Source organism: Pseudomonas sp. OG7, assembly GCF_014192825.1.
Classification (GTDB): domain Bacteria; phylum Pseudomonadota; class Gammaproteobacteria; order Pseudomonadales; family Pseudomonadaceae; genus Aquipseudomonas; species Aquipseudomonas monteilii.
In genome coordinates, this window is record NZ_JACHYK010000006.1 from 215752 (window position 1) to 238659 (window position 22908).

Sequence of the window (22908 nt, forward strand, 5' to 3'; positions counted from 1 at the left end):
GGCCGCCAACCTTACCCGCCCGCCTTCATGGCAGCAAGCGGCAGCCCTCGCGCGGGCCCAGCCAGGCAGCCTGGTTGCGCCGCCCCAGGCCCTCGGCAGTGATGTGCCGCTGCGGGGTGTTTTCTTCAAGCAGGCTCAGCGGCAGCCACTGTTTTACATAGCCTTGGCAATACGCCTGCTCGAAGCCCATGACGAAGCGGCACGAGCAGTATTCCTTGGCCGAGTAGGCCGAGAGGATACCGGGGAAGTCTGCCAGGGCCTGACGCTCGTACCAGGCCCAGAACACCAGCCCTGGCAACACCAGTAGCAGTACGCGCTTCATGCCCCCTCCCCGGCCAGTGCAGCCAGCACTCGCTTGAGCAGTTCGTCATGCTGGTAAGCGCCGTCCCGGTCATCGGCATAGCGCACGATCACCAGCTTTTGCGTGGGCAAGATGTACAGCGCCTGGCCCCAATGGCCCAGGGCGGCGAAGGTGTCTGCGGGCGCATTTGGCCAGGGCCGCGTAGCGCCGGCCAACGGCTGGTTGAGCCACCAGTGGCCGCCTGGGTTGGCCTCTGCGGGGACAGGTTCGGCATGGGCAAACGGTGTACGGTTGAAGGCCACCCAGGCCTTGGGTAGCAGTTGCCGACCTTGCCACCGCCCCTCCCGTTGCATCAGCAAGCCGATACGGGCCAGGTCACGGGCACTGAGGTAGAGGTAGGAAGAGCCCACGTAGGTGCCCGCCTGGTCACGTTCCCACACCGCGCTGTCGATACCCAGCGGGGTGAATAATGCGTGCCAGGGGTATTCGGCGTACTGCCCGGCATCGAGCATGCCGCGCAGTGCGGCGGCCAGCAGGTTGCTGTCGCCACTGGAATAGAGGAACCGCTGGCCGGGGCTGGCCGTCGCACCCCGTGCTGCCGTGTAGGCCGCCATGTCTTCGTGGCCACGGGTATACAGCATGGCCACCACCGAGGACTTGAGCGGGGCATATTCGTAGTCTTCCTGCCAGTCCAGGCCACTGGCCCAGTGCAGCAGGTCGGTCATGCGCACGCCCGGGTGGGTGCGCATGGCGGGATAGAAGCGTGTAACCGGATCTTGCAGCTGGAAGCGTCTCTCTCCTTGGGCCACGCCCATCAGCGTGGCGAGCACGCTTTTGCTGACCGACCAGGTCAGGTGTGCGGTGGCGGCAGTGGTGGGGGCGGCATAGCGTTCGTGGAGGATGCGGCCGTCGCGGATGATCAGCAGGGCGTCGGTGCGGATGCCGCTGCGATCAGGGGTGCGGGCGGGGAAGGCGTAAGTGTCGACGGCTTGCCAGTTGAGGGTGTCAGGGTCGGTCTGCCACTGCGGATCAGGCCAGTCCTCGGCCTCGGCGGTTGCCATAGCCATGCAAAAAAGCAGCAGCAGACCTTTCAGCATCCGGTTCAAGGCTCGCAAATTTGGGGCTGCTGCGCAGCCCCTGGAGTCAGAAGTTCATGAAAAACTATCAGGCATTCATGACAATCCCGCAGCAGCCCAAGCTTTGTTCAGCCGCTTCTCCCGGGCCGCCGCCGCCAGCCCCATCACCCCTTGGTCCCGCTGCCAGATCTGCGCCCAATGCGCCGGCCCCGCTGCCAGTGCCGCATCAACCTCCCCCCGCAACGCCTGGAACTGCGCAAACAACCCACCCAGCAGCAAATGGCACCCCACACTGTCGGCACACTGCCGGCTGCCCTCGGCACACCCGGCCAGCAACCCAATCAATTGCAGCCGCAAACCCTGCGGCCAGGCGCACTCCTGTCCGACGCCATATAACCAGGCCGTCAACGCCGCCAGCACATACAAGTCTTCCAGCGAGCGGAACGGTTTCACATAGGCATCCCAACCGTCACCGGCCAGCAACTCGCATGCGGCCTGCTCCAGCACCAGCCGGCCATGGCCCACTTCCGGCATCAACGGCAGGACTGGTAGCGGCTCCAGCGTTACTCCCGGCTCCCCGGGATAGACCACCGCCAGGTTCAACTGTGGCGCCGCGCCAGGCGCCTCGCTACGTGCCGCCACCAGTAGCCACTCGGCATCCAGCCCGGCCGTGACGAAATCCTTGCTGCCCGTGAGCCGCAAGTGGTCGAGCCGCGTATGCATGTCCGCTGGCCGCACGCTGCGCCGCTCGGTGGCGCACAGGGCGCCGAGGCTTGGCGGGGCACTGGGCCACAGCACGCGCAAGGCTGCCTGGTAACCCACCAGGAACGCCAGGCCCGGCGTGGCCATCGCACGCCCGCCCAACACCGCCAGTTCAAAAGGGGCAACCGGGCCGAGGCGCTCAAGCAGCACGGCGTAGGTTTCGCCCAGGGTGCCCGCCAGCGCTTGGCGAAGCGGGTCGTTCAGTCGTTGCAACCAGGCCATGTGACGGCTCCTTGCTGGGGCTTTCTGGTCAAGGTTCTAGGGGTGTCACGCAAGCATCACCAAAGATTCACAGGGGTGACACCGCGCCTACCTAGGCTGACTTTGCACAACAAAGCCGACCGGCCGCAACCCTTCATGGCTGGCTTATGGAGACTCGCAATGACTCGGATCGCTCTCTCTGGCGACAACAGCACTGAACGCCGTCTGCAAGCCGAACGCCTGGTTGGCGCCACGGCGCTGCAAGAGGCCCAGGCCCTGCGCTACAAAGTGTTCAGCGCAGAATTCAAGGCCAAGCTCAAGGGTGCCGAGCAAGGTCTGGACATGGACGACTACGACGTGCATTGCCGCCATATCGGTGTTCGCGACCTGAGCACCGGCGAGCTGGTCGCCACCACCCGTCTGCTCGACCACCAGGCCGCCAGCAGCCTGGGCCGCTTCTACAGTGAAGAAGAATTCCGTCTGCACGGTCTTTTGCAGCTGCAAGGGCCCATCCTCGAACTGGGCCGTACCTGCGTCGCCCCCGACTACCGCAACGGCGGCACCATCGCCGTGTTGTGGGGCGAACTGGCCGAAGTGCTCAACGAGGGCCGCTACAGCTACCTGATGGGCTGTGCCAGCATCCCCATGCAAGACGGCGGCGTGCAGGCCCATGCCGTGATGCAGCGCCTGCGTGATCGTTACCTGTGCACCGAGCACCTGCGCGCCGAGCCGAAGAACCCGCTGCCGAACCTGGCCCTTCCGGGTAACGTCATCGCCGAAATGCCACCGTTGCTCAAGGCCTACATGCGCCTGGGTGCAAAAATTTGCGGCGAGCCGTGCTGGGACGAAGACTTCCAGGTGGCTGATGTCTTCATCCTGCTCAAGCGCGACGAACTGTGCCCGCGCTACGCGCGCCACTTCAAGGCGGCCGTCTGATGCCGAAGCTGCGGGTAATGGCCCGCCTGGCTCGACTGCTGCTGGTGCTGTTGCTGGGCATGTTGATGGCCTGCCTGATCGCCCTTGGCGAACGCTTGGGCTACAAGGCCACCATCGCACGCCGCCAGCGCTGGACCTGCCTGTTCATGAAGCGCCTGGTCGCCGCCCTGCCCTTCGACGTGCGGGTGGTGGGCGAACTGCCGCAGCGGCCGATGCTATGGGTGAGTAACCATGTTTCCTGGACCGACATCCCCTTGCTGGGCATGCTGCTGCCGCTTTCGTTCCTGTCCAAAGCCGAAGTGCGTCACTGGCCGGTGGCCGGCTGGCTGGCGGAAAAAGCCGGAACGCTGTTCATTCGACGTGGCGGTGGCGACAGCCAGCGCCTGCGCGAGCAGATCGCCGGGCAACTGGGCCTGGCCCGGCCGCTGCTGATCTTCCCCGAAGGCACCACCACCTGCGGTCGCACCTTGCGCACCTTCCACGGCCGGCTGCTGGCAGGCGCCATCGACCGGGGTGTGGCGGTGCAGCCGGTGGCTATCCAGTACTTGCGCGATGGCCAGATCGACCCGATTGCGCCGTTCATTGGCGATGACGATTTGGTGTCACACCTGATGCGCCTGTTCGCCCAGCCACGGGGGGAGGTTTGCATTCACCTGCTGGCGCCAATTGGCAGTGTAGGTAAAGAGCGGGCGGTGCTGGCGTTGCAGGCGCAACAGGTGATTCACCTGGCGTTGTTCGGGGTGGAAGAAGTCGAAGCAGTGCCACGGCGGCAGGCGCGGGCTGCCTGATACGTTTGCACTGTCGGCGCTGGCCTCTTCGCGGGCTTGCCCGCTCCCACAGGGCCCGCGCATATATTGAGAACTGCGCCGTACCTGTGGGAGCGGGCGAGCCCGCGAAGAAGCCAATACAAAACTAACTGTCAGACATCCGCCCCGCCGCCGCAAACGCCTGCAACTGCGGGTAAAACTCCCGGAAGTCCGCCATCAGCGGCTCATACAGCCGTTCCAGCTCCCCCATCACACCGGCCATCCCTTCCGGCCGGGACAGTCTCCGGGCAATGCCGTTGAACACCTGCTCCAGCGTGGCAAACTCGCCATACGCCCCCAGCCAGTCATCCGCCGCCATGAACGGCGCAATCCGTGCCAGCCGCCCCGGCAGCTCGGGCTCCGCCAACAACACCCGATAAAAATCCCCGGTGAACTGCGCCAGCGGCTGCTCGGCATAGTCCTGCCAATGCCGCGCCAGGCAATGATCAAAAAACACGTCCAGCACAATGCCCGCAAAGCGCCGCCGTTCGCGCGCAAAGCGCGCCAGTGCAGCCAGCACCAACGGGTGCTGATCGGTGTAGCTGTCGATATGCCGGTGCAACCGTATGGCCGCTTCCAGCGCAGGCGGGAAGCGCCCTTCCAGCGAGCCTTTGACAAAGTCGCCATATAGGCTGCCAAGCAGTTGTTGCGGCGCCGGGCCGCCCAGGTGCAGGTGCGCAAGGTAGTTCATGCGCGCAGTCTAGCACCCCTTGCGCCTATATCGTCATAACGCGATATAGCGATTCGTGCTCAGCTCAGAACCTCTTCATATTTGTATATCGGGAACGGACGATTTACATTTCGCTCCATCGCGATATACCGCTACAACGAGCCTCAACCCATGCCTCTCGATCTCGACGAAATCATAAAAGCGCTGGCCCACCCGGTCAGGCGAGAAATCCTCAGCTGGCTGAAAGACCCGGCAACGCAGTTCCCCGACCAGCACCACAGCACCGAAAACGGTGTGTGTGCCGGGCAGATCGACCAACGCTGCGGCCTGTCGCAGTCGACCGTCTCTGCCCACCTGGCCACCTTGCAGCGCGCCGGGCTGATCCGCAGCCAGAAGATCGGCCAATGGCACTTCTTCAAACGCGACGAAGCCACCATCGAGGCGTTCCTCGAACAACTGCGCCAAGCACTTTGACAAAGCAGGTAACCGCTATGACCACGCTTTTCGATCCGATCACCCTGGGCGACCTGCAACTGCCCAACCGCATCATCATGGCCCCACTCACCCGCTGCCGTGCCGACGAAGGCCGCGTGCCCAATGCGCTGATGGCCGAATACTACGTGCAGCGCGCCAGCGCCGGGCTGATCCTCAGCGAAGCGACGTCGGTCAGTGCCATGGGGGTCGGCTACCCGGATACCCCCGGTATCTGGAACGACGAGCAGGTACGTGGCTGGAACAACGTCACCAAGGCTGTGCATGCCGCAGGCGGACGCATCTTCCTGCAACTGTGGCACGTTGGCCGTATCTCCCACCCCAGCTACCTGAACGGCGAGCTGCCGGTGGCCCCCAGCGCGATCCAGCCCAAGGGGCATGTAAGCCTGGTGCGCCCGTTGAGTGATTACCCCACCCCACGCGCGCTGGAAACCGAAGAAATCATCGACATCGTCGAGGCTTACCGCAGCGGTGCCGAGAATGCCAAGGCGGCTGGCTTTGATGGTGTAGAAATCCACGGCGCCAACGGTTACCTGCTCGACCAGTTCCTGCAAAGCAGCACCAACCAGCGCACTGACCGCTATGGCGGCTCGCTGGAAAACCGTGCACGCCTGCTACTGGAAGTGACCGATGCAGCCATTGAAGTGTGGGGCGCGAACCGCGTGGGCGTGCACCTGGCACCGCGTGCCGATGCGCACGACATGGGCGATGCCGATCGCGCCGAAACCTTTACCTACGTGGCCCGTGAACTGGGCAAGCGTGGCATTGCCTTTATCTGCTCGCGGGAAAGGGAAGCCGATGACAGCATTGGTCCACTGATCAAGGAAGCGTTTGGCGGCCCGTACATCGTCAATGAGCGGTTTGACAAAGCCAGTGCCAATGCGGCGCTGGCCAGCGGCAAGGCCGATGCTGTGGCGTTTGGCGTGCCGTTCATCGCCAACCCTGATTTGCCGGCGCGGCTGGCGGCGGATGCGCCACTGAACGAGGCGCGACCCGAGACCTTCTATGGCAGGGGCCCGGTGGGGTACATCGATTACCCGCGGTTGTAATCGAGATTGCCGGGGCCGCTTTGCGGCCCTGTGCCGCGAATGGAGGGCAACGCCCTCCCCTGCGGTGTCACTGCCGGGCGTTGATCTGCTGTTGCAGGTTCTGAATCTGACTCTGCAAGGTATTCAGGTTCCGGGTCATCTGAGCTCGGAAGGCATCGAACTCCTGCACCGAAGCACCACCGGACGCCGCCGCAGCCGGGCGGTTGTCGATCTGGCTCTTGAGCACCAGCATGTCCTGCTCCAGGCCTTGAATGGCAGCGCTCGGGTTCCCCTGCTTCTTCAGCGCTGCTATATCGCTGCCCAGGCTCTTGAGCTGCACATCCAGCTTGCCGCCATCCACCTGCGCGGCTTTCAGCGCGGCAACCTGCTCGTTCAGCCCCTTGAACTGGGCATCCAGCTTGCCCCCATCCACCTGGCCCGAACGCAGCGCGGCCAGTTCGCCATTCACCAGCTTCAACTGCGCCTGCAACTGGCTTTGCAGCTCGGTCACAGCCTTCTGCTGTTCACGGGTATCGGCCAGCACCTGTTCCAGGCGTTTGCCCAGGTCACCGGTCTGCCCGGCCACACCTTTCTGCAACTGGCGCAGTTGAAGCTTCAATGCCTCGCTGCTGGTGGTAGCGCCAGACTCGCTGGCATCCACCTTGCCGCTGATCGCCTGCAGGCGCCCTGCCGCTTCTTCACTGATGCGGGCAAAACTTTCCTGGGTCGCCACCAGTTGCTGCTCCATCAAGGAGATCTGCTGGAAGCTCCACCAACCCAGGCCTACCAAGGCGATGAACGAAGCACCGAGCAACGCCCACAACGGCGCCGTGCTTGGCCCGCGCGCGGCCTTCTGGCGGCTGCGCACGACATGCGCCGGCATCAGTTCGTCATCATCAACGGTGCCCGCACGCAAGGTAGGCACGTCATCGTAGTCATCGTGAGCATGGTTACGCATGGATACATTCAACCGCGTTAGTCGCAAAGAGGCACGAGTATAAACCGCCAACGAGGCGCATTGATGACCATTGTCAGCCCTGCGGCTTCATTGCTCCGGCGGCAGGTGCTTCCACCAGCCACAGAATTCATCCAGCGCTGTCCACAGGCTGACCTTGGGCTGGTAGTCCAGATACTGCCGGGCGCGGCTGATATCCAGGGTGAAATCGCGGCTCATCACTTGCATCCCCAGGCGCGACAAGGTCGGTTGCGGGCGACCTGGCCACAGCATGCAGGCCGCCTCGTTCAGCGCGGCCAGGCTGTAGGCCAGGCCGTAGGAACGGTAGCGGGTAACCTGCGGCAGCTGCATCTGGCGCATCACGTAGTTGACCACATCCCACAGCGGCAGCGGCTGGCCGTTGCTGATGTTATAGGCCTGGCCCAGCGCCCTATCGTCGGCGAACAAGGCGCTGAGCAGCGCCTCGTTAAGGTTGTGCACACTGGTGAAGTCAACTTTGTTCAGGCCATTGCCGATGATTGCCACGCGGCCTTTGCGCTGCATTTGCATCAGCTTCGGGAAAATGCTGGCATCACCGGCGCCCGTCACGAAGCGCGGGCGCAGCGCCAGCACTTCCAGGCCAAACTCCTGCGCGCCGAATACTTTCTGCTCGGCCAGGTGCTTGGTTTGCCCGTAATGGTCGTGGAAGCGGCGCGGTACCTGGTCTTCACGGACATCCAGGCGCGAACGGCCATTGAAATAGATCGACGGCGACGACAGGTGCACCAGGCGCCTTACATGCTCCTTCAGGCAGCCCTCGACCACGTTCTCGGTAACCACCACGTTGCCTTGGTAGAAGTCCTGGTAGCGCCCCCAGCTGCCCACCGCGCCAGCGCAGTGCACCACGGCCTCGACGCCCTGGCACAAGCGACGGGCCAGCTCGGCATCGCCCAGGTCGCCAGGGATGAACTGGGCGCCGCGCTTGACCAGGTGCTCGACCCCTTCGGCGCGGCGGCCGCTGACCCGCACGTCCAGGCCCTGCTCCAGGGCAAAGCGCGCAAAGCGCCCGCCGATGAAGCCGCTCGCGCCGGTGACCAGAATTCGCATGTAAGACTCCGTCTTGCCAGATTTCAGATGCAACTGACGCCAGCCGTGGCTACAAGGGCACCAGCCATTGCCGTGCGGTGTACCGCAGGTGGTCGGTCAGTTGCGCGAGCAATTGCCCGCCATTGCGCCAATGATGCCAGTACAGCGGCACATCGATAGGGGTATCGCGGCAGATTTCCACCAACTGCCCGCTGGCCAGTTGCTCCCGGGCCTGCAATTCGGGCACCAGTCCCCAGCCCAGGCCGGCCTCGGTCATGCGCAGGAAGCCTTCGGAGGACGGGCACAGGTGATGCAGAAAACCGTCCTCGATGCCCAGCGATGCCAGGTAGCGATGCTGCAGGAAGTCGTCCGGGCCATACACGATCGCCGGGGTACGGGCCAGGCGGCTGGCGACAAAACCCTGGGGAAAATGCCGCGCCATGAACCCGGGGCTAGCCAGTGCCCGGTAGCGCATGGCGCCCAGTGGCTGGCTGCGTGCCCCCGCTACCGGGCGCTCACTACCACACAGGCAGGCCGCCACTTCGCCGGCACGCATACGTTTGAGGCCCACTTCCTGGTCCTCTACCACCAAGTCGGTCAAAACGTTCTGCTGTGCGCAGAAATCCCCCACCGCGCCGGCCCACCAAGTGGCCAGGCTGTCGGCGTTGAGGGCGATGCGCAGGCGCTCCGGCATACCCTCTTCGTCCAGCGCCGGCACCTGGCGCTGCAAGTCACGTTCAAGCAGGCGCACCTGCTGCACATGGTTGAGCAACTGGCGGCCTACCTCGGTCGGGCCTGGCGGCGTGGCACGCACCAGCACCGGCTGGCCGACGCGCGCCTCCAGCAGCTTGATACGCTGGGAAATGGCCGACTGCGACAAGCCGAGCACTTGCGCCGCACGCTCGAACCCCCCCTGTTCGATCACCGCCGCGAGGGCGGCCAGCAGCTTGTAGTCGAACATCGATTTCTCTAATGCCTTATCAGCTTTATTTGTTTTTCTTATACAGCGCCGGTCATCACAATAGCCAGCATCTTTTATGACCTTTCCGGAGAGCCCCATCATGTGGCAAAGCTATCTCAACGGCATGCTGGTGGCCTTCGGCCTGATCATGGCCATCGGCGCTCAGAACGCCTTCGTCCTCGCCCAGAGCCTGCGCCGGGAACATCACTTGCCCGTGGCGGCGCTGTGCATCGTCTGTGACGCCATTCTGGTGGCTGCCGGTGTGTTTGGCCTGGCCACGGTACTGGCGCACAACCCGACCTTGCTCGCGGTCGCGCGCTGGGGCGGTGCGGTGTTCCTGATCTGGTACGGCGCCAAGGCACTGCGCAGCGCCTGCTCCAAGCAGAGCCTGCAGCACCAGGAAGGCCAAGGCATGCGCTCACGCCGCGCAGTGCTGCTCAGCGCCCTGGCAGTGACGCTGCTGAACCCGCACGTGTACCTCGACACGGTGTTGCTGATCGGCTCGCTGGGCGCCCAGCAGACCGCCCCCGGTGCCTACGTGGCGGGCGCGGCCAGTGCTTCGCTGCTGTGGTTCTCCACCCTGGCCATCGGCGCAGCCTGGCTGGCACCGTGGCTGGCACGGCCGGCAACCTGGCGCATGCTCGATTTGATGGTGGCGGTGATGATGTTCGCGGTGGCGGCGCAGTTGATCTTCAACTGACCCTGGGCTTGTCACAACATTTCTAGCGCCTGGCAGATCGAGCGCCGCGCGGGCGGCGCTCGATCTGCCAGGCGCCACAAGGGGTAAGCCGAACACCACCGGTCGGCACACCCCAACCGCTCTGGAACCTCTATTCCCTATGTTTGTTGCGTGGTTATGCGCCGGGGCTGGTGCTATGATCGGGCCCTTGCGTCGCAAAGAGTACAAACTCGCCGACGTACATAGGGCCGCCCGTGATCGGCCCTGCGCAAACCGCGAACTAGACCTGAATCAGGAGATCCACCATGGCTTTTGAATTGCCGCCGCTGCCGTACGCCCACGATGCCCTGCAGCCGCACATCTCCAAGGAAACCCTGGAGTTTCACCACGACAAGCACCACAACACCTATGTCGTGAACCTGAACAACCTGGTCCCAGGCACCGAATTCGAAGGCAAGACCCTGGAAGAGATCGTCAAGACCTCTTCGGGCGGCATCTTCAACAACGCCGCTCAGGTCTGGAACCACACCTTCTACTGGAACTGCCTGGCGCCAAACGCCGGTGGTCAACCGACCGGTGCCCTGGCTGACGCCATCAACGCCGCTTTCGGGTCCTTCGACAAGTTCAAGGAAGAGTTCACCAAGACTTCGGTTGGTACCTTCGGTTCCGGCTGGGGCTGGCTGGTGAAGAAAGCTGACGGTTCCCTGGCCCTGGCCAGCACCATCGGCGCCGGTTGCCCGCTGACCAGCGGCGACACCCCGCTGCTGACCTGCGACGTCTGGGAACACGCCTACTACATCGACTACCGCAACCTGCGTCCGAAGTACGTCGAGGCGTTCTGGAACCTGGTCAACTGGGCCTTCGTTGCCGAACAGTTCGAAGGCAAGACCTTCAAGGCCTGAGTCATTCAGCCCTGAACATGAAGACCCGGCCCTGTGCCGGGTTTTTTTATGCCAGTACCGGCCTCCCGCGCCCACGAACGCCAACACGGTTTTGCTTGCTCAGCCCGCATAGCGCGCTAACATCAAACCTCTGGAAGATTCACACAGCGCATTCAAGTTGCGGGGTCAGGCAACCGATACACTGCTCATGATCGGCCGATAGTGTATCGTCATCGTTGATGGCAAAATGATGCCATGCGCATGGATTAAGGAAACCCCATTGAAGCTGGAATTGCGGAACAGCTTGTCGGTCAAGTTGCTCAGGGTCGTGCTGCTGTCGGCGCTGGCAGTCGGCGTTGTGCTCAGCTGTGCGCAAATCGTCTACGACACCTACAAGACCCGCCAGGCCGTTAACAACGATGCCCAGCGCATCCTCGACATGTTCCGTGACCCTTCCACCCAGGCGGTGTACAGCCTCGACCGCGAAATGGGCATGCAAGTGATGGAAGGCCTGTTCCAGGACGAATCGGTGCGTATGGCCTCCATCGGGCACCCCAACGAAACCATGCTGGCCGAAAAGTCGCGCCCGCTGCAGGACATGTCCATGCGCTGGCTGACCGATCTTATCCTCGGCCAGGAACGCACCTACACCACACAACTGGTCGGCCGTGGCCCTTACAGCGAATACTACGGCGACCTCAGCATCACCCTCGACACGTCGTCCTACGGCGAAGACTTCCTGATCAATGCGGTAATCATCTTCATTTCCGGCGTGTTGCGGGCCTTGGCCATGGGCCTGGTGCTGTACCTGGTGTACCACTGGCTGCTGACCAAGCCGCTGTCCAAGATCATCGAGCACCTCACCCAAATCAACCCCGACCGCCCCAGTCAGCACCAGATACCGCTGCTCAAGGGCCACGAGAAGAACGAACTGGGCCTGTGGGTCAACACCGCCAACCAGTTGCTGGCTTCGATCGAGCGCAACACCCACCTGCGCCACGAGGCCGAAAACAGCCTGCAACGCATGGCCCAGTACGATTTCCTCACCGGCCTGCCCAACCGCCAGCAACTGCAGCAGCAACTGGACAAGATTCTCGTCGACGGCGGTCGCCTGCAGCACCGTGTGGCGGTGTTGTGCGTGGGCCTTGACGATTTCAAGGGCATCAACGAGCAATTCAGCTACCAGGTGGGCGACCAGTTGCTGCTGGCCCTGGCTGACCGCCTGCGCGCCCACAGTGGCCGGCTGGGGGCCCTGGCGCGACTGGGCGGTGACCAGTTTGCCCTGGTGCAAGCCAATATCGAGCAGCCCTACGAGGCAGCCGAACTGGCGCAAAGCATCCTCGACGACCTGGAAGTGCCGTTCGACCTCGACCACCACCAGCAGATCCGTCTGCGCGCCACCATCGGCATTACCCTGTTCCCCGAAGACGGCGACAGCACGGAGAAACTCCTGCAAAAAGCCGAACAGACCATGACCTTGGCCAAGGCCCGTTCGCGCAACCGCTACCAGTTCTACATTGCCAGCGTCGACAGCGAGATGCGCCGCCGCCGCGAGCTGGAAAAAGACCTGCGCGAAGCCCTGCCACGCAACCAGCTGTACCTGGTTTATCAGCCACAAATCAGCTACCGCGACCACCGCGTGGTCGGCGTGGAAGCGCTGCTGCGCTGGCAGCACCCGGAGCTGGGCATGGTGCCGCCCGACCAGTTCATCCCGTTGGCCGAGCAAAACGGCAGCATCATCAGCATCGGCGAATGGGTACTGGACCAAGCCTGCCGGCAACTGCGCGAATGGCACGACCAGGGCTTCAGTGAGCTGCGCATGGCGGTCAACCTGTCGACCGTACAGCTGCACCACAGCGAGCTGCCACGGGTGGTCAACAACCTGCTGCAGGCTTATCGCCTGCCACCGCGCAGCCTGGAGCTGGAAGTCACCGAAACCGGCCTGATGGAAGACATCAGCACCGCTGCCCAGCATCTGCTGAGCCTGCGCCGTTCCGGGGCACTGATTGCCATCGACGACTTTGGCACCGGCTATTCGTCGCTCAGTTACCTGAAATCGCTGCCGCTGGACAAGATCAAGATCGACAAGAGCTTCGTCCAGGACCTGCTCGACGACGATGACGACGCCACCATCGTTCGCGCCATCATCCAGCTGGGCAAGAGCCTGGGCATGCAGGTGATCGCCGAAGGCGTGGAAACCGCCGAGCAGGAAACCTACATCGTTGCCCAGGGCTGCCACGAGGGCCAGGGCTACCACTACAGCAAGCCGCTGTCGGCCCGCGAGCTGACCAGTTTCCTGAAGCAGGCGCAGCGTCACCAGGTTTCGATGTTCTGAGTACGCCTGCCCGGTTACACGCCGTGACCGCCATTTACATGAATTGCACGCCGCCTCTTTACAGCAAATGCAAATCTTTCGCATGATGTTGCGGTTTCGCGTGCCACGGCGCACGGTCCACCCCTTGGTCCAACCACACGACGCAGGAAAACCAACAATGATTCGAATGCCTCTGGCCTCCGCCAGTCTGCTGGCCATTGCCATCGCTCTCGCCGGCTGCGGTGAAGGCAAGGACGACAAAGCCGCCGCGCCGCAAGCCCAGGCACCTGCTGCCGCCAGCACCACCGCTGCCGCGCCCGGGGCTGTCGACGAAGCCGCCGGCAAAGCCGTGGTCAAGCATTACGCCGAAATGGTTCATGCTGTGTACAGCGACTCGCTGAGCACCGCCAAAACCCTGCAGACCGCAGTGGACGCGTTCCTGGCCAAGCCCAACGACGAAACCCTGAAAGCCGCCAAGCAAGCCTGGTTCGCCGCGCGCGTTCCGTACCTGCAATCCGAAGCCTTCCGCTTCGGCAACACCATCATCGACGACTGGGAAGGCCAGGTGAACGCCTGGCCCCTGGACGAAGGCCTGATCGACTATGTCGACAAGAGCTACGAGCATGCCCTGGGCAACCCGGCCGCCGGCGCCAACATCATCGCCAACACCGAGATCCAGGTGGGCGAGGAGAAGGTCGACGTCAAGGACATTACCCCAGAGAAACTGGCCAGCCTGAACGAACTGGCCGGCTCCGAGGCCAACGTTGCCACGGGCTATCACGCCATCGAATTCCTGCTCTGGGGCCAGGACCTGAACGGCACCGGCCCAGGCGCTGGCAACCGCCCGGCATCCGACTACCTGGAAGGCCAGGGCGCCACCGGTGGCCACAACGAGCGCCGCCGTGCCTACCTGAAAGCCGTTACCCAGCTGCTGGTTACCGACCTTGAAGAAATGGTCGGCAACTGGGCGCCGAACGTCGCCGACAACTACCGCGCCAAGCTGGAAGCGGAGCCTGTCAACGACGGCCTGCGCAAGATGCTGTTCGGCATGGGCAGCCTGTCGCTGGGCGAACTGGCGGGCGAGCGCATGAAGGTTTCGCTGGAAGCCAACTCGCCGGAAGACGAGCAGGACTGCTTCAGCGACAACACCCACTACTCGCACTTCTACGACGCCAAGGGTATCCGCAACGTCTACCTGGGCGAGTACACCCGCCCGGACGGTACCAAGGTGACCGGCCCAAGCCTGTCGTCGCTGGTAGCCAAGGTCGACCCGGCCGCCGACGCCACCCTCAAGGCCGACCTGGAAGCCACCGAAGCCAAGATCCAGGTAATGGTCGACCACGCCCTCAAAGGCGAGCACTACGACCAGCTGATCGCGGCCGACAACGCTGCCGGCAACCAGATCGTGCGTGACGCGATCGCCGCACTGGTCAAGCAGACCGGTGCAATCGAGCAGGCGGCTGGCAAGCTGGGTATTGCCAACCTGAACCCGGACACTGCAGATCACGAATTCTGATCTTGCGGTAGCGGTTCTGAAAAGAGGCGTCCTTCGGGTCGCCTTTTTTGCTTATGGCCCTCTGACACCGATTTCATCCAGCAATTGCAAATTGCTCTTATTCAAACACCCCCACTTTGCTAAGCTTGCACGCCGGTTTTTCGTCCACGCCCAGGATTTTGCATGTCCTCGTCGCTGTCCCGACTCTCCCCGCTGATGCTGGTCCTCGCCCTCTCTGCCTGTGACGACGCCCCGCGTTTCACCCAGGCCGAACCCGGCGAAGCATTGTCGGGCGGCAAGGCAACCGTGCAGCGGACTGACCGCAACGCCTATTCCCTGCCCTCGGCCAACCTCGCAGCCGAACGTCGCGTGGACTTCGCCGTGGGCAACAGTTTCTTCCGCAACCCCTGGGTGATCGCCCCTTCCACCACCACCGCCCGCGACGGCTTGGGCCCGCTGTTCAACACCAACGCCTGCCAGAACTGCCATGTGCGCGATGGCCGCGGCCACCCGCCAGAGCCGGGCAATAGCAACGCGGTGGGCATGTTGGTGCGCCTGTCGATCCCCGACCAGCCCTATCTGGCCAAGGTCATCGAGCGCCTGGGCGTGGTGCCTGAGCCGGTGTACGGCACTCAGCTGCAGGACATGGCCATCCCCGGTGTGGCCCCCGAAGGCAAGGTACGGGTGAGCTACACCCGCGAAACCGTGTCGTTCAAGGACGGCCATCAGGTCGAACTGCGCAAGCCGACCCTGCAGATCAGCCAGCTCGGCTACGGCGTCATGCACCCCGACACGCGCTTTTCGGCGCGGGTGGCGCCGCCAATGATCGGCCTGGGCCTGCTCGAAGCCATCCCCGAAGCCGACTTGCTGGCCAACGAAGACCCCGATGACCACAACCGCGACGGCATCCGCGGGCGGGCCAACCGCGTGTGGGACGACGCCCTGGGCAAGACCGTGGTCGGCCGCTTCGGCTGGAAAGCCGGGCAGCCCAACGTCAACCAGCAGAACGTGCACGCCTTTGCCGGCGACATGGGCCTGACCAGCACCTTGCAGCCCAAAGACGATTGCACCCCGGCACAAACCGACTGCCTCGCCGCGCCCAATGGCGACGGCGCCAATGGCGAAAAGGAAGTCAGCGACAATATCCTGCGCCTGGTCACCTTCTACACCCGCAACCTGGCGGTGCCAGCCCGCCGCGACGTCGGCTCGCCGCAGGTGCTGGCAGGCAAGAACCTGTTCTACCAGGCCGGCTGCCAGGGTTGCCATACACCGCAGTTCACCACCGCTGCCGATGCTGCCGAGCCAGAGTTGGCCAACCAGGTCATCCGCCCCTACAGCGACCTGCTGCTACACGACATGGGCCCAGGCCTGGCCGATGAGCGCACCGAGTTCGCCGCCAACGGCCAGGACTGGCGTACCCCGCCACTGTGGGGCATCGGCCTGAGCGAAACGGTCAGCGGCCACAGCCAGTTCCTGCACGACGGCCGCGCCCGTGACCTGCTGGAAGCCGTGCTCTGGCACGGGGGCGAAGCCGAGGCGGCACGCAACTTCGTACTCACGTTCAATGCCGAGCAACGCACTGCGCTGCTGGCGTTCCTGAATTCACTTTAAAACGCGCAAAGGAGCCGGGCATGTTCCGACCCAAACTGTTGTTCACCAGCCTCGCTGCACTCGCCCTCGGCGCCTGCTCGCCGCAGGACCCGCAAGCCGTCACCTCCGCTGCCATCGCCAAGCAGGTCATCCTGCCCACTTACAGCCGTTGGGTCGAAGCCGACCGCACGCTGGCCGCCAGCGCCCTGGCCTACTGCGAAGGCAAGGAAGACCTGGAAAAGGCCCGTGCCGACTTCCTCAAGGCGCAAAAGGCCTGGGCCGAGCTGCAACCGCTGCTGGTCGGCCCACTGGCCGAAGGCAACCGCGCCTGGCAGGTACAGTTCTGGCCCGACAAGAAGAACCTGGTCGGCCGCCAGGTCGAGCAGCTGGTCAACGGCGACAAGCCGGTAGACGTCGCTTCCCTGGGCAAGGCCAGCGTGGTGGTACGCGGCCTGTCGGCCTACGAGTACATCCTGTTCGACAGCAAGCCGGATATTGCCACTGCCGAGCAGAAAGCACGCTACTGCCCGCTGCTGGTGGCCATTGGTGAACACCAGAAGGTCCTGGCCGAGGATATCCTCAAGAGCTGGAACAGCACCGACGGCATGCTGTCGCAGATGACCAAGTTCCCCAACCAGCGCTACGCCGACTCCCACGAGGCGATCGCCGACCTGCTGCGCTCCCAGGTCACCGCCCTGGATACCCTGAAGAAGAAGCTGGGCGCGCCGATGGGCCGCCAGAGCAAGGGCATCCCGCAGCCGTTGCAGGCCGAAGCCTGGCGCAGCCACTCCTCGCTGAAGAGCCTGGAAGCCACCCTCAAGGCGGCCGAAACCGTCTGGGTCGGGGTCGACAACCAGGGCCTGCGCGGTTTGCTGTCCAGCGATCAGAAAGCGCTGGCGGACAAGATCGACGCCGCCTACGCTACCTCGCTCAAACTGCTGGCCGACAACCAGAAGTCGCTGGGCGAGCTGCTGGCCGACGACGCTGGCCAGCAAACCCTGAACCAGATCTACGACAGCCTCAACGCTGTCCATCGCCTGCACGAAGGCGACCTGGCCAAGGCGTTGAACATTCAGCTGGGCTTCAATGCCAACGACGGTGACTGATCATGTTGCGACGCCAGGCCCTCAAACTCGGTAGCGTTTTGCTCAGTGCCCTGACCCTGGGCGGCTGGAGCCTGTTCCGCAACAAAGGCAGCGAACCCCTGCTGCTTTCGGCGCGTGACGATGGCGACGGCAAGCACTATGCCGTGGGTTTTCGCCTGGACGGCACCCAGGTGTTCAGCACCCAGGTCGCCCAGCGTTGCCACGCCATCATCCACCACCCCGAGCAGCCGATCGCACTGTTCGTCGCCCGCCGCCCCGGGACCGAAAGCTACCTGGTCGATTTGCGCGACGGGCGCCTGCTGCAAACCGTGACCTCGCAGCCGAACCGGCACTTCTATGGCCACGCCGTGGTGCACAAAGGGGGTGAATGGCTGTATGCCACCGAGAACGACACTACCGACCCTGGGCGTGGCGTGCTGGGCGTGTACCGTTTTGAAGGCGAACGCCTGGTTCACACCGGTGAAATCCCGACCCACGGTATCGGCCCGCACGAGGTTGCCTGGCTGCCCGACGGCGAGACGCTGATCGTGGCCAACGGCGGCATTCGTACCGAAGCCGAAAGCCGGGTGGAGATGAACCTCAATGCCATGGAACCGAGCCTTGTGCTGATGCAGCGCGACGGCACCTTGCTGAGCAAGGAAACCCTGGCCCAGCAGATGAACAGCGTGCGTCACCTGGCAGTGGGCAGCGATGGCACCATCGCCGCCTGCCAGCAGTTCATGGGTGATGCCGATGAAACGGCCGAGCTGTTGGCGATCAAGCGCCCGGGCGAGCCGTTCAAGGCCTTCCCGGTGCCGGAGCGGCAGTTGCAGGCCATGGCCCAGTACACCGCCAGTGTTGCGATCCACAGCGAGCTGCGGCTGGTGGCCCTGACTGCGCCACGGGCCAACCGGTTGTTTGTCTGGGACCTGGACACGGGTGCGGTGCGGCTGGATGCACCGATGCCCGATTGCGCGGGGGTTGGCGCGGTGAAGGATGGTTTTGTCGTTACTTCCGGGCAAGGCCGTTGCCGGTTCTATGATTGCACCAAGGCCGAGCTGGTCGGGCAGCCGATGAACCTGCCGTCCGGTTTCTGGGACAACCACCTGCATCTCGTCTGATTTCTCTGTTGCCTGGACCGGCCTCTTCGCGGCTAAAGCCGCTCCTACACTGACCGCGCGATCCGATGACTACGCGCTCTCTGTAGGAGCGGCTTTAGCCGCGAAAGGGCCGGTACAGGCATTTCACTCCCCCTCAAACCAAAAACAGTCAATACTTCCCCCATCCACACGTGGGCAGGATCGCCCGTTGTCGTGTCTAAACGAATAACAACCAAATCCAAGGAACCGGACTTATGCTACGCCGCCGCATGCTCATCATGTTGGCCGTGGTTCTGCTGATCGTGCTGGCCCTGGGGGGCTACAAGGCGTTCTCGATCTACCAGCAGATCCAGGTGTTCACTGCCCCCAAGCCGCCCATCACCGTTGCGGCAGCCTTGGCCGAACAGCGCCAGTGGCAAGCGCGCCTGCCCGCCGTGGGCAGTCTCAAGGCACTGCAGGGTGTGGAGCTGAGCCTGGAGGTGGAAGGCATCGTCAAAGCCCTGCACTTCGACTCGGGGCAGCAGGTCAAAGCCGGCCAGTTACTGCTGCAACTCAACGATGACCAGGAAACCGCTCTGCTTGGCACCGCCCAGGCCGACCTGGGCCTGGCCAAGGTCGATTTCGGCCGCGGCAGCCAGCTGGTCGGCGACTCGGCCATCTCGCGCGGCGAGTTCGACCGCCTCACCACTCAGTACCGCCGCAACCAGGCGGTGGTCGAGCAACTCAAGGCGCAGAAGATCAAAAAAAGCATCAACGCCCCGTTCAGCGGCACCATCGGCATCCGCCAGGTGGACATCGGCCAGTACCTGGCCGCCGGCACGGTGATTGCCACCCTGCAGGACACATCCAGCCTGTACGTCGACTTCAACGTACCGGAACAGGCCCTGCCGCAGTTGAGCCTGGGCCAGCAGGTGCTGGTGCAGGTAGCCGCCTACCCCGGCCAGACCTTCCCCGCCAGCCTCAGCGCCATCAACCCCAAGGTCGAGGAAACCACGCGCAACCTGCTGGTGCGCGCCACCCTGGCCAACCCCGACGGCAAACTGCTGCCGGGCATGTTCGCCAGCCTGTTGGTGCTGCTGCCTAACCCACAGCCACAAGTGGTGGTGCCGGAAAGCGCCATTACCTACACCCTGTATGGCAACTCGGTTTACGTCGCCACGCCGAAGAAGGACAAGGACGGCAAGCTGGAAAACGACGACAAGGGCCAACCCCAGCTAGTCGCTGAACAACGCACCGTCCAGACCGGCGAGCGCCGCGACGGCGTGGTGGTGGTCAGCAAGGGCCTGCAAGCCGGGGAGCAGGTGGTTACCGCCGGGCAACTCAAGCTCACCCCGGGCGCCGCGATCCGCATCGGCCAGGACAAAGCCCTCAAGCCCCAACAGGGCGCGCCGGGCAAGGACTGAGGAGGCAGGCATGGCGTTCACCGACCCGTTCATCCGCCGCCCGGTGCTGGCCAGTGTGGTCAGCCTGCTGATCCTGCTGCTGGGTTTCCAGGCCTGGAACAAACTGCAGATCCGCCAGTACCCACAAATGGAAAACGCCCTGATCACGGTGACCACCGCCTACCCCGGGGCCAACGCCGAAACCATCCAGGGCTACATCACCCAGCCGTTGCAGCAGAGCCTGGCCAGTGCCGAAGGTATCGACTACATGACCTCGGTGAGCCGGCAGAACTTCTCGATCATTTCCATCTACGCGCGCATCGGCGCCGACAGCGACCGGTTGTTCACCGAGCTGCTGGCCAAGGCCAACGAAGTGCGCAACAAACTGCCGCAGGACTCCGAAGACCCGGTACTCAGCAAGGAAGCCGCCGACGCCTCGGCGCTGATGTACGTCAGTTTCTACAGCAAGGAGATGAGCAACCCGCAGATCACCGACTACCTGTCGCGGGTCATCCAGCCCAAGCTGGCCACCCTGCCGGGCATGGCCGAAGCGGAGATCCTCGGCAACCAGGTGTTTGCCATGCGCCTGTGGCTGGACCCGGTGAAACTGGCCGGTTTCGGCCTGTCGGCCACCGATGTGACCAACGCCGTGCGCCGCTACAACTTCCTCTCCGCTGCCGGCGAGGTAAAGGGCGAATACGTGGTCACCAGCATCAACGCCAGCACCGAGTTGAAGTCGGCCGAGGCGTTCGCCGCCCTGCCGGTCAAGACCAACGGCGACAGCCGCGTGCTGCTGGGCGATGTGGCGCGGGTCGAGATGGGTGCGGAAAACTACGACACGGTCAGCTCGTTCGACGGCACCCCGTCGGTGTACATCGGTATCAAGGCCACCCCCGCTGCCAACCCGCTGGACGTGATCAAGGAAGTGCGACGCATCATGCCCGAGCTGGAGAGCCAGTTACCTTCGGCGTTGAAAGTGTCGATTGCCTACGACGCCACGCTGTTCATCCAGGCCTCGATCGACGAAGTGATCAAGACCCTTGGCGAGGCGGTGCTGATCGTCATCGTGGTGGTGTTCCTGTTCCTCGGTGCCTTGCGCTCGGTGCTGATCCCGGTGGTGACCATTCCGCTGTCGATGATCGGCGTGCTGTTCTTCATGCAGATGATGGGTTACTCGCTCAACCTGCTGACCCTGCTGGCCATGGTGCTGGCCATCGGCCTGGTGGTGGACGACGCCATTGTCGTGGTGGAAAACATCCACCGGCACATGGAAGAAGGCAAATCGCCATTCGATGCGGCCCTTGAGGGCGCCCGCGAAATCGCCCTGCCGGTGGTGTCGATGACCATCACCCTGGCTGCCGTGTATGCACCGATCGGCTTCCTCACCGGGCTTACCGGGGCCTTGTTCAAGGAGTTCGCCCTGACCTTGGCCGGGGCGGTCATCATCTCTGGCATCGTCGCCCTCACCCTGTCGCCGATGATGTGCGCTCTGCTGCTTCGCCAAGAGCAGAATCCCAGTGGCCTGGCCCACCGCCTGGACGTGCTGTTCGAACGCCTGAAGGTGCACTACCAGCGCTTGCTGCATGCCACCCTCGACAGCCGCCCGGTGGTGCTGGTGTTTGCCGTGATCATCCTGTGCCTGATACCGGTGCTGCTCACGTTCACCCAGAACGAACTCGCCCCCAACGAGGACCAGGGGGTAATTTTCATGATGAGCAGCTCGCCGCAGCCGGCCAACCTCGATTACCTCAACGCCTACACCGACGAATTTACCCCCTTGTTCAAGACCTTCCCCGAGTACTACTCATCGTTCCAGATCAACGGGTTCAACGGCGTGCAGACCGGCATCGGCGGCTTCCTGCTCAAACCCTGGAACGAACGCGAGCGCACGCAGATGGAGCTGTTGCCGCTGGTGCAGGCCAAACTTGAGGAAATCGGCGGCTTGCAGATCTTCGGCTTCAACCTGCCCTCCCTGCCCGGCACCGGCGAGGGCCTGCCGTTCCAGTTCGTGATCAACACCGCTGGCGACTACCCGGCACTGCTGGACGTAGCGCAGCGCATCAAGGCCCGCGCGCAGGCATCCGGCAAGTTCGCGTTCCTCGACATCGACCTGGCCTTCGACAAGCCCGAAGTGGTGGTGGACATCGACCGGGCCAAGGCCGCGCAGATGGGGGTATCGATGGACACCCTCGGCGGCACCCTGGCCACCCTGCTGGGCGAGGCGGAAATCAACCGCTTCACCCTCGAAGGCCGCAGCTACAAGGTGATTGCCCAGGTCGAACGGCCGTACCGCGACAACCCCGGCTGGCTGAACAACTACTACGTGAAGAATGACCAGGGTCAGATGCTGCCGCTGTCGACCCTGATCACCCTCACCGACCGCGCCCGCCCGCGCCAGCTCAACCAGTTCCAGCAGCTGAACTCGGCGATCATCCAGGGCGTGCCCATGGTCAGCCTGGGCGAAGCGCTGAAAACCGTGCAGGACATCGCCCGCGAAGAGGCCCCGGAAGGCTTCGCCTTCGACTATGCCGGCGTGGCACGCCAGTACGTGCAGGAAGGCAGCGCACTGTGGGTCACCTTTGGCCTGGCGCTGGCAATTATCTTCCTGGTGTTGGCTGCACAGTTCGAGAGTTTCCGCGACCCGCTGGTGATTCTGGTAACGGTGCCGTTGTCGATCTGCGGGGCGCTGCTGCCGCTGTTCCTGGGTATTTCGAGCATGAACATCTACACCCAGGTCGGGCTGGTGACCTTGATCGGGCTGATCAGCAAGCACGGCATCCTGATCGTCGAATTCGCCAACCAGTTACGTGCGGAGCGCGGCTTGAGCGTGCGTGAGGCCATCGAGGAAGCGGCGGCCATTCGACTGCGGCCAGTGCTCATGACCACGGCGGCGATGGTGTTCGGCATGGTGCCGCTGATTCTGGCGACCGGGGCCGGGGCGGTGAGCCGCTTTGACATCGGTACGGTGATTGCCACCGGGATGTCGATTGGCACGCTGTTTACCCTGTTTGTGCTGCCTTGTATCTATACCTTGCTGGCACACAAGGCGGTGGCCAAGCAGCCTGCGGTAGCCTGATCCGGCCTCTTCGCGGGCTCGCCCGCTCCCACAGGGACGGCACCGCTACTGAG

Annotated in this window: 20 protein-coding genes; 13 read left to right on the forward strand and 7 right to left on the reverse strand. The window is 63.7% G+C overall.

The window, feature by feature from the left end; all coding sequences use genetic code 11:
- Window positions 1-25: 25 nt before the first annotated feature.
- From FHW75_RS16520 to FHW75_RS16530, 3 genes are all read right to left on the reverse strand, one after another.
- Entirely contained in the window at window positions 26-322 is a 297-nt protein-coding gene (locus FHW75_RS16520; RefSeq protein ID WP_019099619.1) for a hypothetical protein, read from the reverse strand.
- Window positions 319-1398 (reverse strand): serine hydrolase, encoded by a 1080-nt coding sequence (locus FHW75_RS16525; protein ID WP_019099620.1) that lies wholly within the window; start codon window positions 1396-1398, stop codon window positions 319-321. The genes FHW75_RS16520 and FHW75_RS16525 overlap by 4 nt, the downstream gene beginning before the upstream one ends.
- Before the next feature lie 75 nt (window positions 1399-1473).
- The gene (locus FHW75_RS16530) at window positions 1474-2361 is read right to left on the reverse strand and encodes an acyl-CoA dehydrogenase (RefSeq protein ID WP_025753940.1); all 888 of its coding nucleotides are present in this window, start codon (window positions 2359-2361) and stop codon (window positions 1474-1476) included.
- 159 nt (window positions 2362-2520) lie between these two features.
- Here FHW75_RS16530 and olsB point away from each other — a divergent pair, with 159 nt between their 5' ends.
- Window positions 2521-3276: an L-ornithine N(alpha)-acyltransferase gene (olsB, locus tag FHW75_RS16535; RefSeq protein ID WP_016713610.1), complete on the forward strand. Its 756-nt coding sequence runs from the start codon at window positions 2521-2523 to the stop codon at window positions 3274-3276.
- Complete coding sequence (locus FHW75_RS16540; protein ID WP_019099621.1) at window positions 3276-4064, forward strand: lysophospholipid acyltransferase family protein; 789 nt, start codon at window positions 3276-3278, stop codon at window positions 4062-4064. The genes olsB and FHW75_RS16540 overlap by 1 nt, the downstream gene beginning before the upstream one ends.
- Before the next feature lie 124 nt (window positions 4065-4188).
- Here FHW75_RS16540 and FHW75_RS16545 read toward each other — a convergent pair whose 3' ends face one another.
- Entirely contained in the window at window positions 4189-4773 is a 585-nt protein-coding gene (locus FHW75_RS16545) for an ACP phosphodiesterase (RefSeq protein WP_019099622.1), read from the reverse strand.
- Between the two features lie 150 nt (window positions 4774-4923).
- Between FHW75_RS16545 and FHW75_RS16550 the strand changes: the two genes are divergently transcribed.
- Both FHW75_RS16550 and FHW75_RS16555 read left to right on the forward strand, forming a co-directional pair.
- On the forward strand, window positions 4924-5226 hold the full coding sequence (locus FHW75_RS16550) for a helix-turn-helix transcriptional regulator (RefSeq protein WP_019099623.1): 303 nt from the start codon (window positions 4924-4926) through the stop codon (window positions 5224-5226).
- A gap of 17 nt (window positions 5227-5243) precedes the next feature.
- A complete protein-coding gene (locus FHW75_RS16555) occupies window positions 5244-6293 on the forward strand; it encodes an alkene reductase (RefSeq protein WP_025753943.1) in 1050 nt (349 codons plus the stop codon).
- Window positions 6294-6360: 67 nt separating this feature from the next.
- Here the strand turns inward: FHW75_RS16555 and FHW75_RS16560 are convergent, their stop codons facing one another.
- From FHW75_RS16560 to FHW75_RS16570, 3 genes are all read right to left on the reverse strand, one after another.
- Window positions 6361-7230, reverse strand: coding sequence for a hypothetical protein (locus FHW75_RS16560; protein WP_025753944.1), 870 nt, complete (start codon window positions 7228-7230; stop codon window positions 6361-6363).
- Between the two features lie 87 nt (window positions 7231-7317).
- Window positions 7318-8313, reverse strand: coding sequence for an NAD(P)-dependent oxidoreductase (locus FHW75_RS16565; protein ID WP_027609139.1), 996 nt, complete (start codon window positions 8311-8313; stop codon window positions 7318-7320).
- A 49-nt stretch (window positions 8314-8362) separates the two neighbouring features.
- The gene (locus FHW75_RS16570) at window positions 8363-9253 is read right to left on the reverse strand and encodes a LysR family transcriptional regulator ArgP (protein ID WP_025753946.1); all 891 of its coding nucleotides are present in this window, start codon (window positions 9251-9253) and stop codon (window positions 8363-8365) included.
- Between the two features lie 100 nt (window positions 9254-9353).
- Between FHW75_RS16570 and FHW75_RS16575 the strand changes: the two genes are divergently transcribed.
- The 9 genes from FHW75_RS16575 (at window position 9354) to FHW75_RS16615 (ending at window position 22855) form a co-directional block, all read left to right on the forward strand.
- Complete coding sequence (locus tag FHW75_RS16575; RefSeq protein ID WP_019099626.1) at window positions 9354-9953, forward strand: LysE/ArgO family amino acid transporter; 600 nt, start codon at window positions 9354-9356, stop codon at window positions 9951-9953.
- A gap of 284 nt (window positions 9954-10237) precedes the next feature.
- Window positions 10238-10834: a superoxide dismutase gene (locus FHW75_RS16580; protein ID WP_012274023.1), complete on the forward strand. Its 597-nt coding sequence runs from the start codon at window positions 10238-10240 to the stop codon at window positions 10832-10834.
- A 259-nt stretch (window positions 10835-11093) separates the two neighbouring features.
- Complete coding sequence (locus FHW75_RS16585) at window positions 11094-13148, forward strand: bifunctional diguanylate cyclase/phosphodiesterase (protein ID WP_019099627.1); 2055 nt, start codon at window positions 11094-11096, stop codon at window positions 13146-13148.
- Between the two features lie 157 nt (window positions 13149-13305).
- A complete protein-coding gene (locus FHW75_RS16590) occupies window positions 13306-14643 on the forward strand; it encodes an imelysin family protein (RefSeq protein ID WP_019099628.1) in 1338 nt (445 codons plus the stop codon).
- Between the two features lie 162 nt (window positions 14644-14805).
- Window positions 14806-16233: a di-heme oxidoredictase family protein gene (locus FHW75_RS16595; protein WP_183674089.1), complete on the forward strand. Its 1428-nt coding sequence runs from the start codon at window positions 14806-14808 to the stop codon at window positions 16231-16233.
- A gap of 20 nt (window positions 16234-16253) precedes the next feature.
- On the forward strand, window positions 16254-17318 hold the full coding sequence (locus FHW75_RS16600; protein WP_016713598.1) for an imelysin family protein: 1065 nt from the start codon (window positions 16254-16256) through the stop codon (window positions 17316-17318).
- 2 nt (window positions 17319-17320) lie between these two features.
- Window positions 17321-18418 carry a DUF1513 domain-containing protein gene (locus FHW75_RS16605; RefSeq protein ID WP_019099630.1) on the forward strand — a complete coding sequence of 366 codons (1098 nt, stop codon included), beginning with the start codon at window positions 17321-17323 and terminating at the stop codon, window positions 18416-18418.
- Between the two features lie 233 nt (window positions 18419-18651).
- Window positions 18652-19800 (forward strand): efflux RND transporter periplasmic adaptor subunit, encoded by a 1149-nt coding sequence (locus FHW75_RS16610; RefSeq protein ID WP_019099631.1) that lies wholly within the window; start codon window positions 18652-18654, stop codon window positions 19798-19800.
- Window positions 19801-19810: 10 nt separating this feature from the next.
- The gene (locus FHW75_RS16615) at window positions 19811-22855 is read left to right on the forward strand and encodes a multidrug efflux RND transporter permease subunit (protein WP_183674091.1); all 3045 of its coding nucleotides are present in this window, start codon (window positions 19811-19813) and stop codon (window positions 22853-22855) included.
- The last annotated feature ends 53 nt before the right edge of the window (window positions 22856-22908 follow it).

What these genes read in the sequence shown, in the direction of transcription:
- FHW75_RS16520 (WP_019099619.1), bottom strand. Translation starts at nt 322, where the DNA reads ATGAAGCGCGTACTGCTACTGGTGTTGCCAGGGCTGGTGTTCTGGGCC.
- FHW75_RS16525 (WP_019099620.1), bottom strand. Translation starts at nt 1,398, where the DNA reads ATGCTGAAAGGTCTGCTGCTGCTTTTTTGCATGGCTATGGCAACCGCC.
- FHW75_RS16530 (WP_025753940.1), bottom strand. Translation starts at nt 2,361, where the DNA reads ATGGCCTGGTTGCAACGACTGAACGACCCGCTTCGCCAAGCGCTGGCG.
- olsB (WP_016713610.1), top strand. Translation starts at nt 2,521, where the DNA reads ATGACTCGGATCGCTCTCTCTGGCGACAACAGCACTGAACGCCGTCTG.
- FHW75_RS16540 (WP_019099621.1), top strand. Translation starts at nt 3,276, where the DNA reads ATGCCGAAGCTGCGGGTAATGGCCCGCCTGGCTCGACTGCTGCTGGTG.
- FHW75_RS16545 (WP_019099622.1), bottom strand. Translation starts at nt 4,773, where the DNA reads ATGAACTACCTTGCGCACCTGCACCTGGGCGGCCCGGCGCCGCAACAA.
- FHW75_RS16550 (WP_019099623.1), top strand. Translation starts at nt 4,924, where the DNA reads ATGCCTCTCGATCTCGACGAAATCATAAAAGCGCTGGCCCACCCGGTC.
- FHW75_RS16555 (WP_025753943.1), top strand. Translation starts at nt 5,244, where the DNA reads ATGACCACGCTTTTCGATCCGATCACCCTGGGCGACCTGCAACTGCCC.
- FHW75_RS16560 (WP_025753944.1), bottom strand. Translation starts at nt 7,230, where the DNA reads ATGCGTAACCATGCTCACGATGACTACGATGACGTGCCTACCTTGCGT.
- FHW75_RS16565 (WP_027609139.1), bottom strand. Translation starts at nt 8,313, where the DNA reads ATGCGAATTCTGGTCACCGGCGCGAGCGGCTTCATCGGCGGGCGCTTT.
- FHW75_RS16570 (WP_025753946.1), bottom strand. Translation starts at nt 9,253, where the DNA reads ATGTTCGACTACAAGCTGCTGGCCGCCCTCGCGGCGGTGATCGAACAG.
- FHW75_RS16575 (WP_019099626.1), top strand. Translation starts at nt 9,354, where the DNA reads ATGTGGCAAAGCTATCTCAACGGCATGCTGGTGGCCTTCGGCCTGATC.
- FHW75_RS16580 (WP_012274023.1), top strand. Translation starts at nt 10,238, where the DNA reads ATGGCTTTTGAATTGCCGCCGCTGCCGTACGCCCACGATGCCCTGCAG.
- FHW75_RS16590 (WP_019099628.1), top strand. Translation starts at nt 13,306, where the DNA reads ATGATTCGAATGCCTCTGGCCTCCGCCAGTCTGCTGGCCATTGCCATC.
- FHW75_RS16595 (WP_183674089.1), top strand. Translation starts at nt 14,806, where the DNA reads ATGTCCTCGTCGCTGTCCCGACTCTCCCCGCTGATGCTGGTCCTCGCC.
- FHW75_RS16600 (WP_016713598.1), top strand. Translation starts at nt 16,254, where the DNA reads ATGTTCCGACCCAAACTGTTGTTCACCAGCCTCGCTGCACTCGCCCTC.
- FHW75_RS16605 (WP_019099630.1), top strand. Translation starts at nt 17,321, where the DNA reads ATGTTGCGACGCCAGGCCCTCAAACTCGGTAGCGTTTTGCTCAGTGCC.
- FHW75_RS16610 (WP_019099631.1), top strand. Translation starts at nt 18,652, where the DNA reads ATGCTACGCCGCCGCATGCTCATCATGTTGGCCGTGGTTCTGCTGATC.
- FHW75_RS16615 (WP_183674091.1), top strand. Translation starts at nt 19,811, where the DNA reads ATGGCGTTCACCGACCCGTTCATCCGCCGCCCGGTGCTGGCCAGTGTG.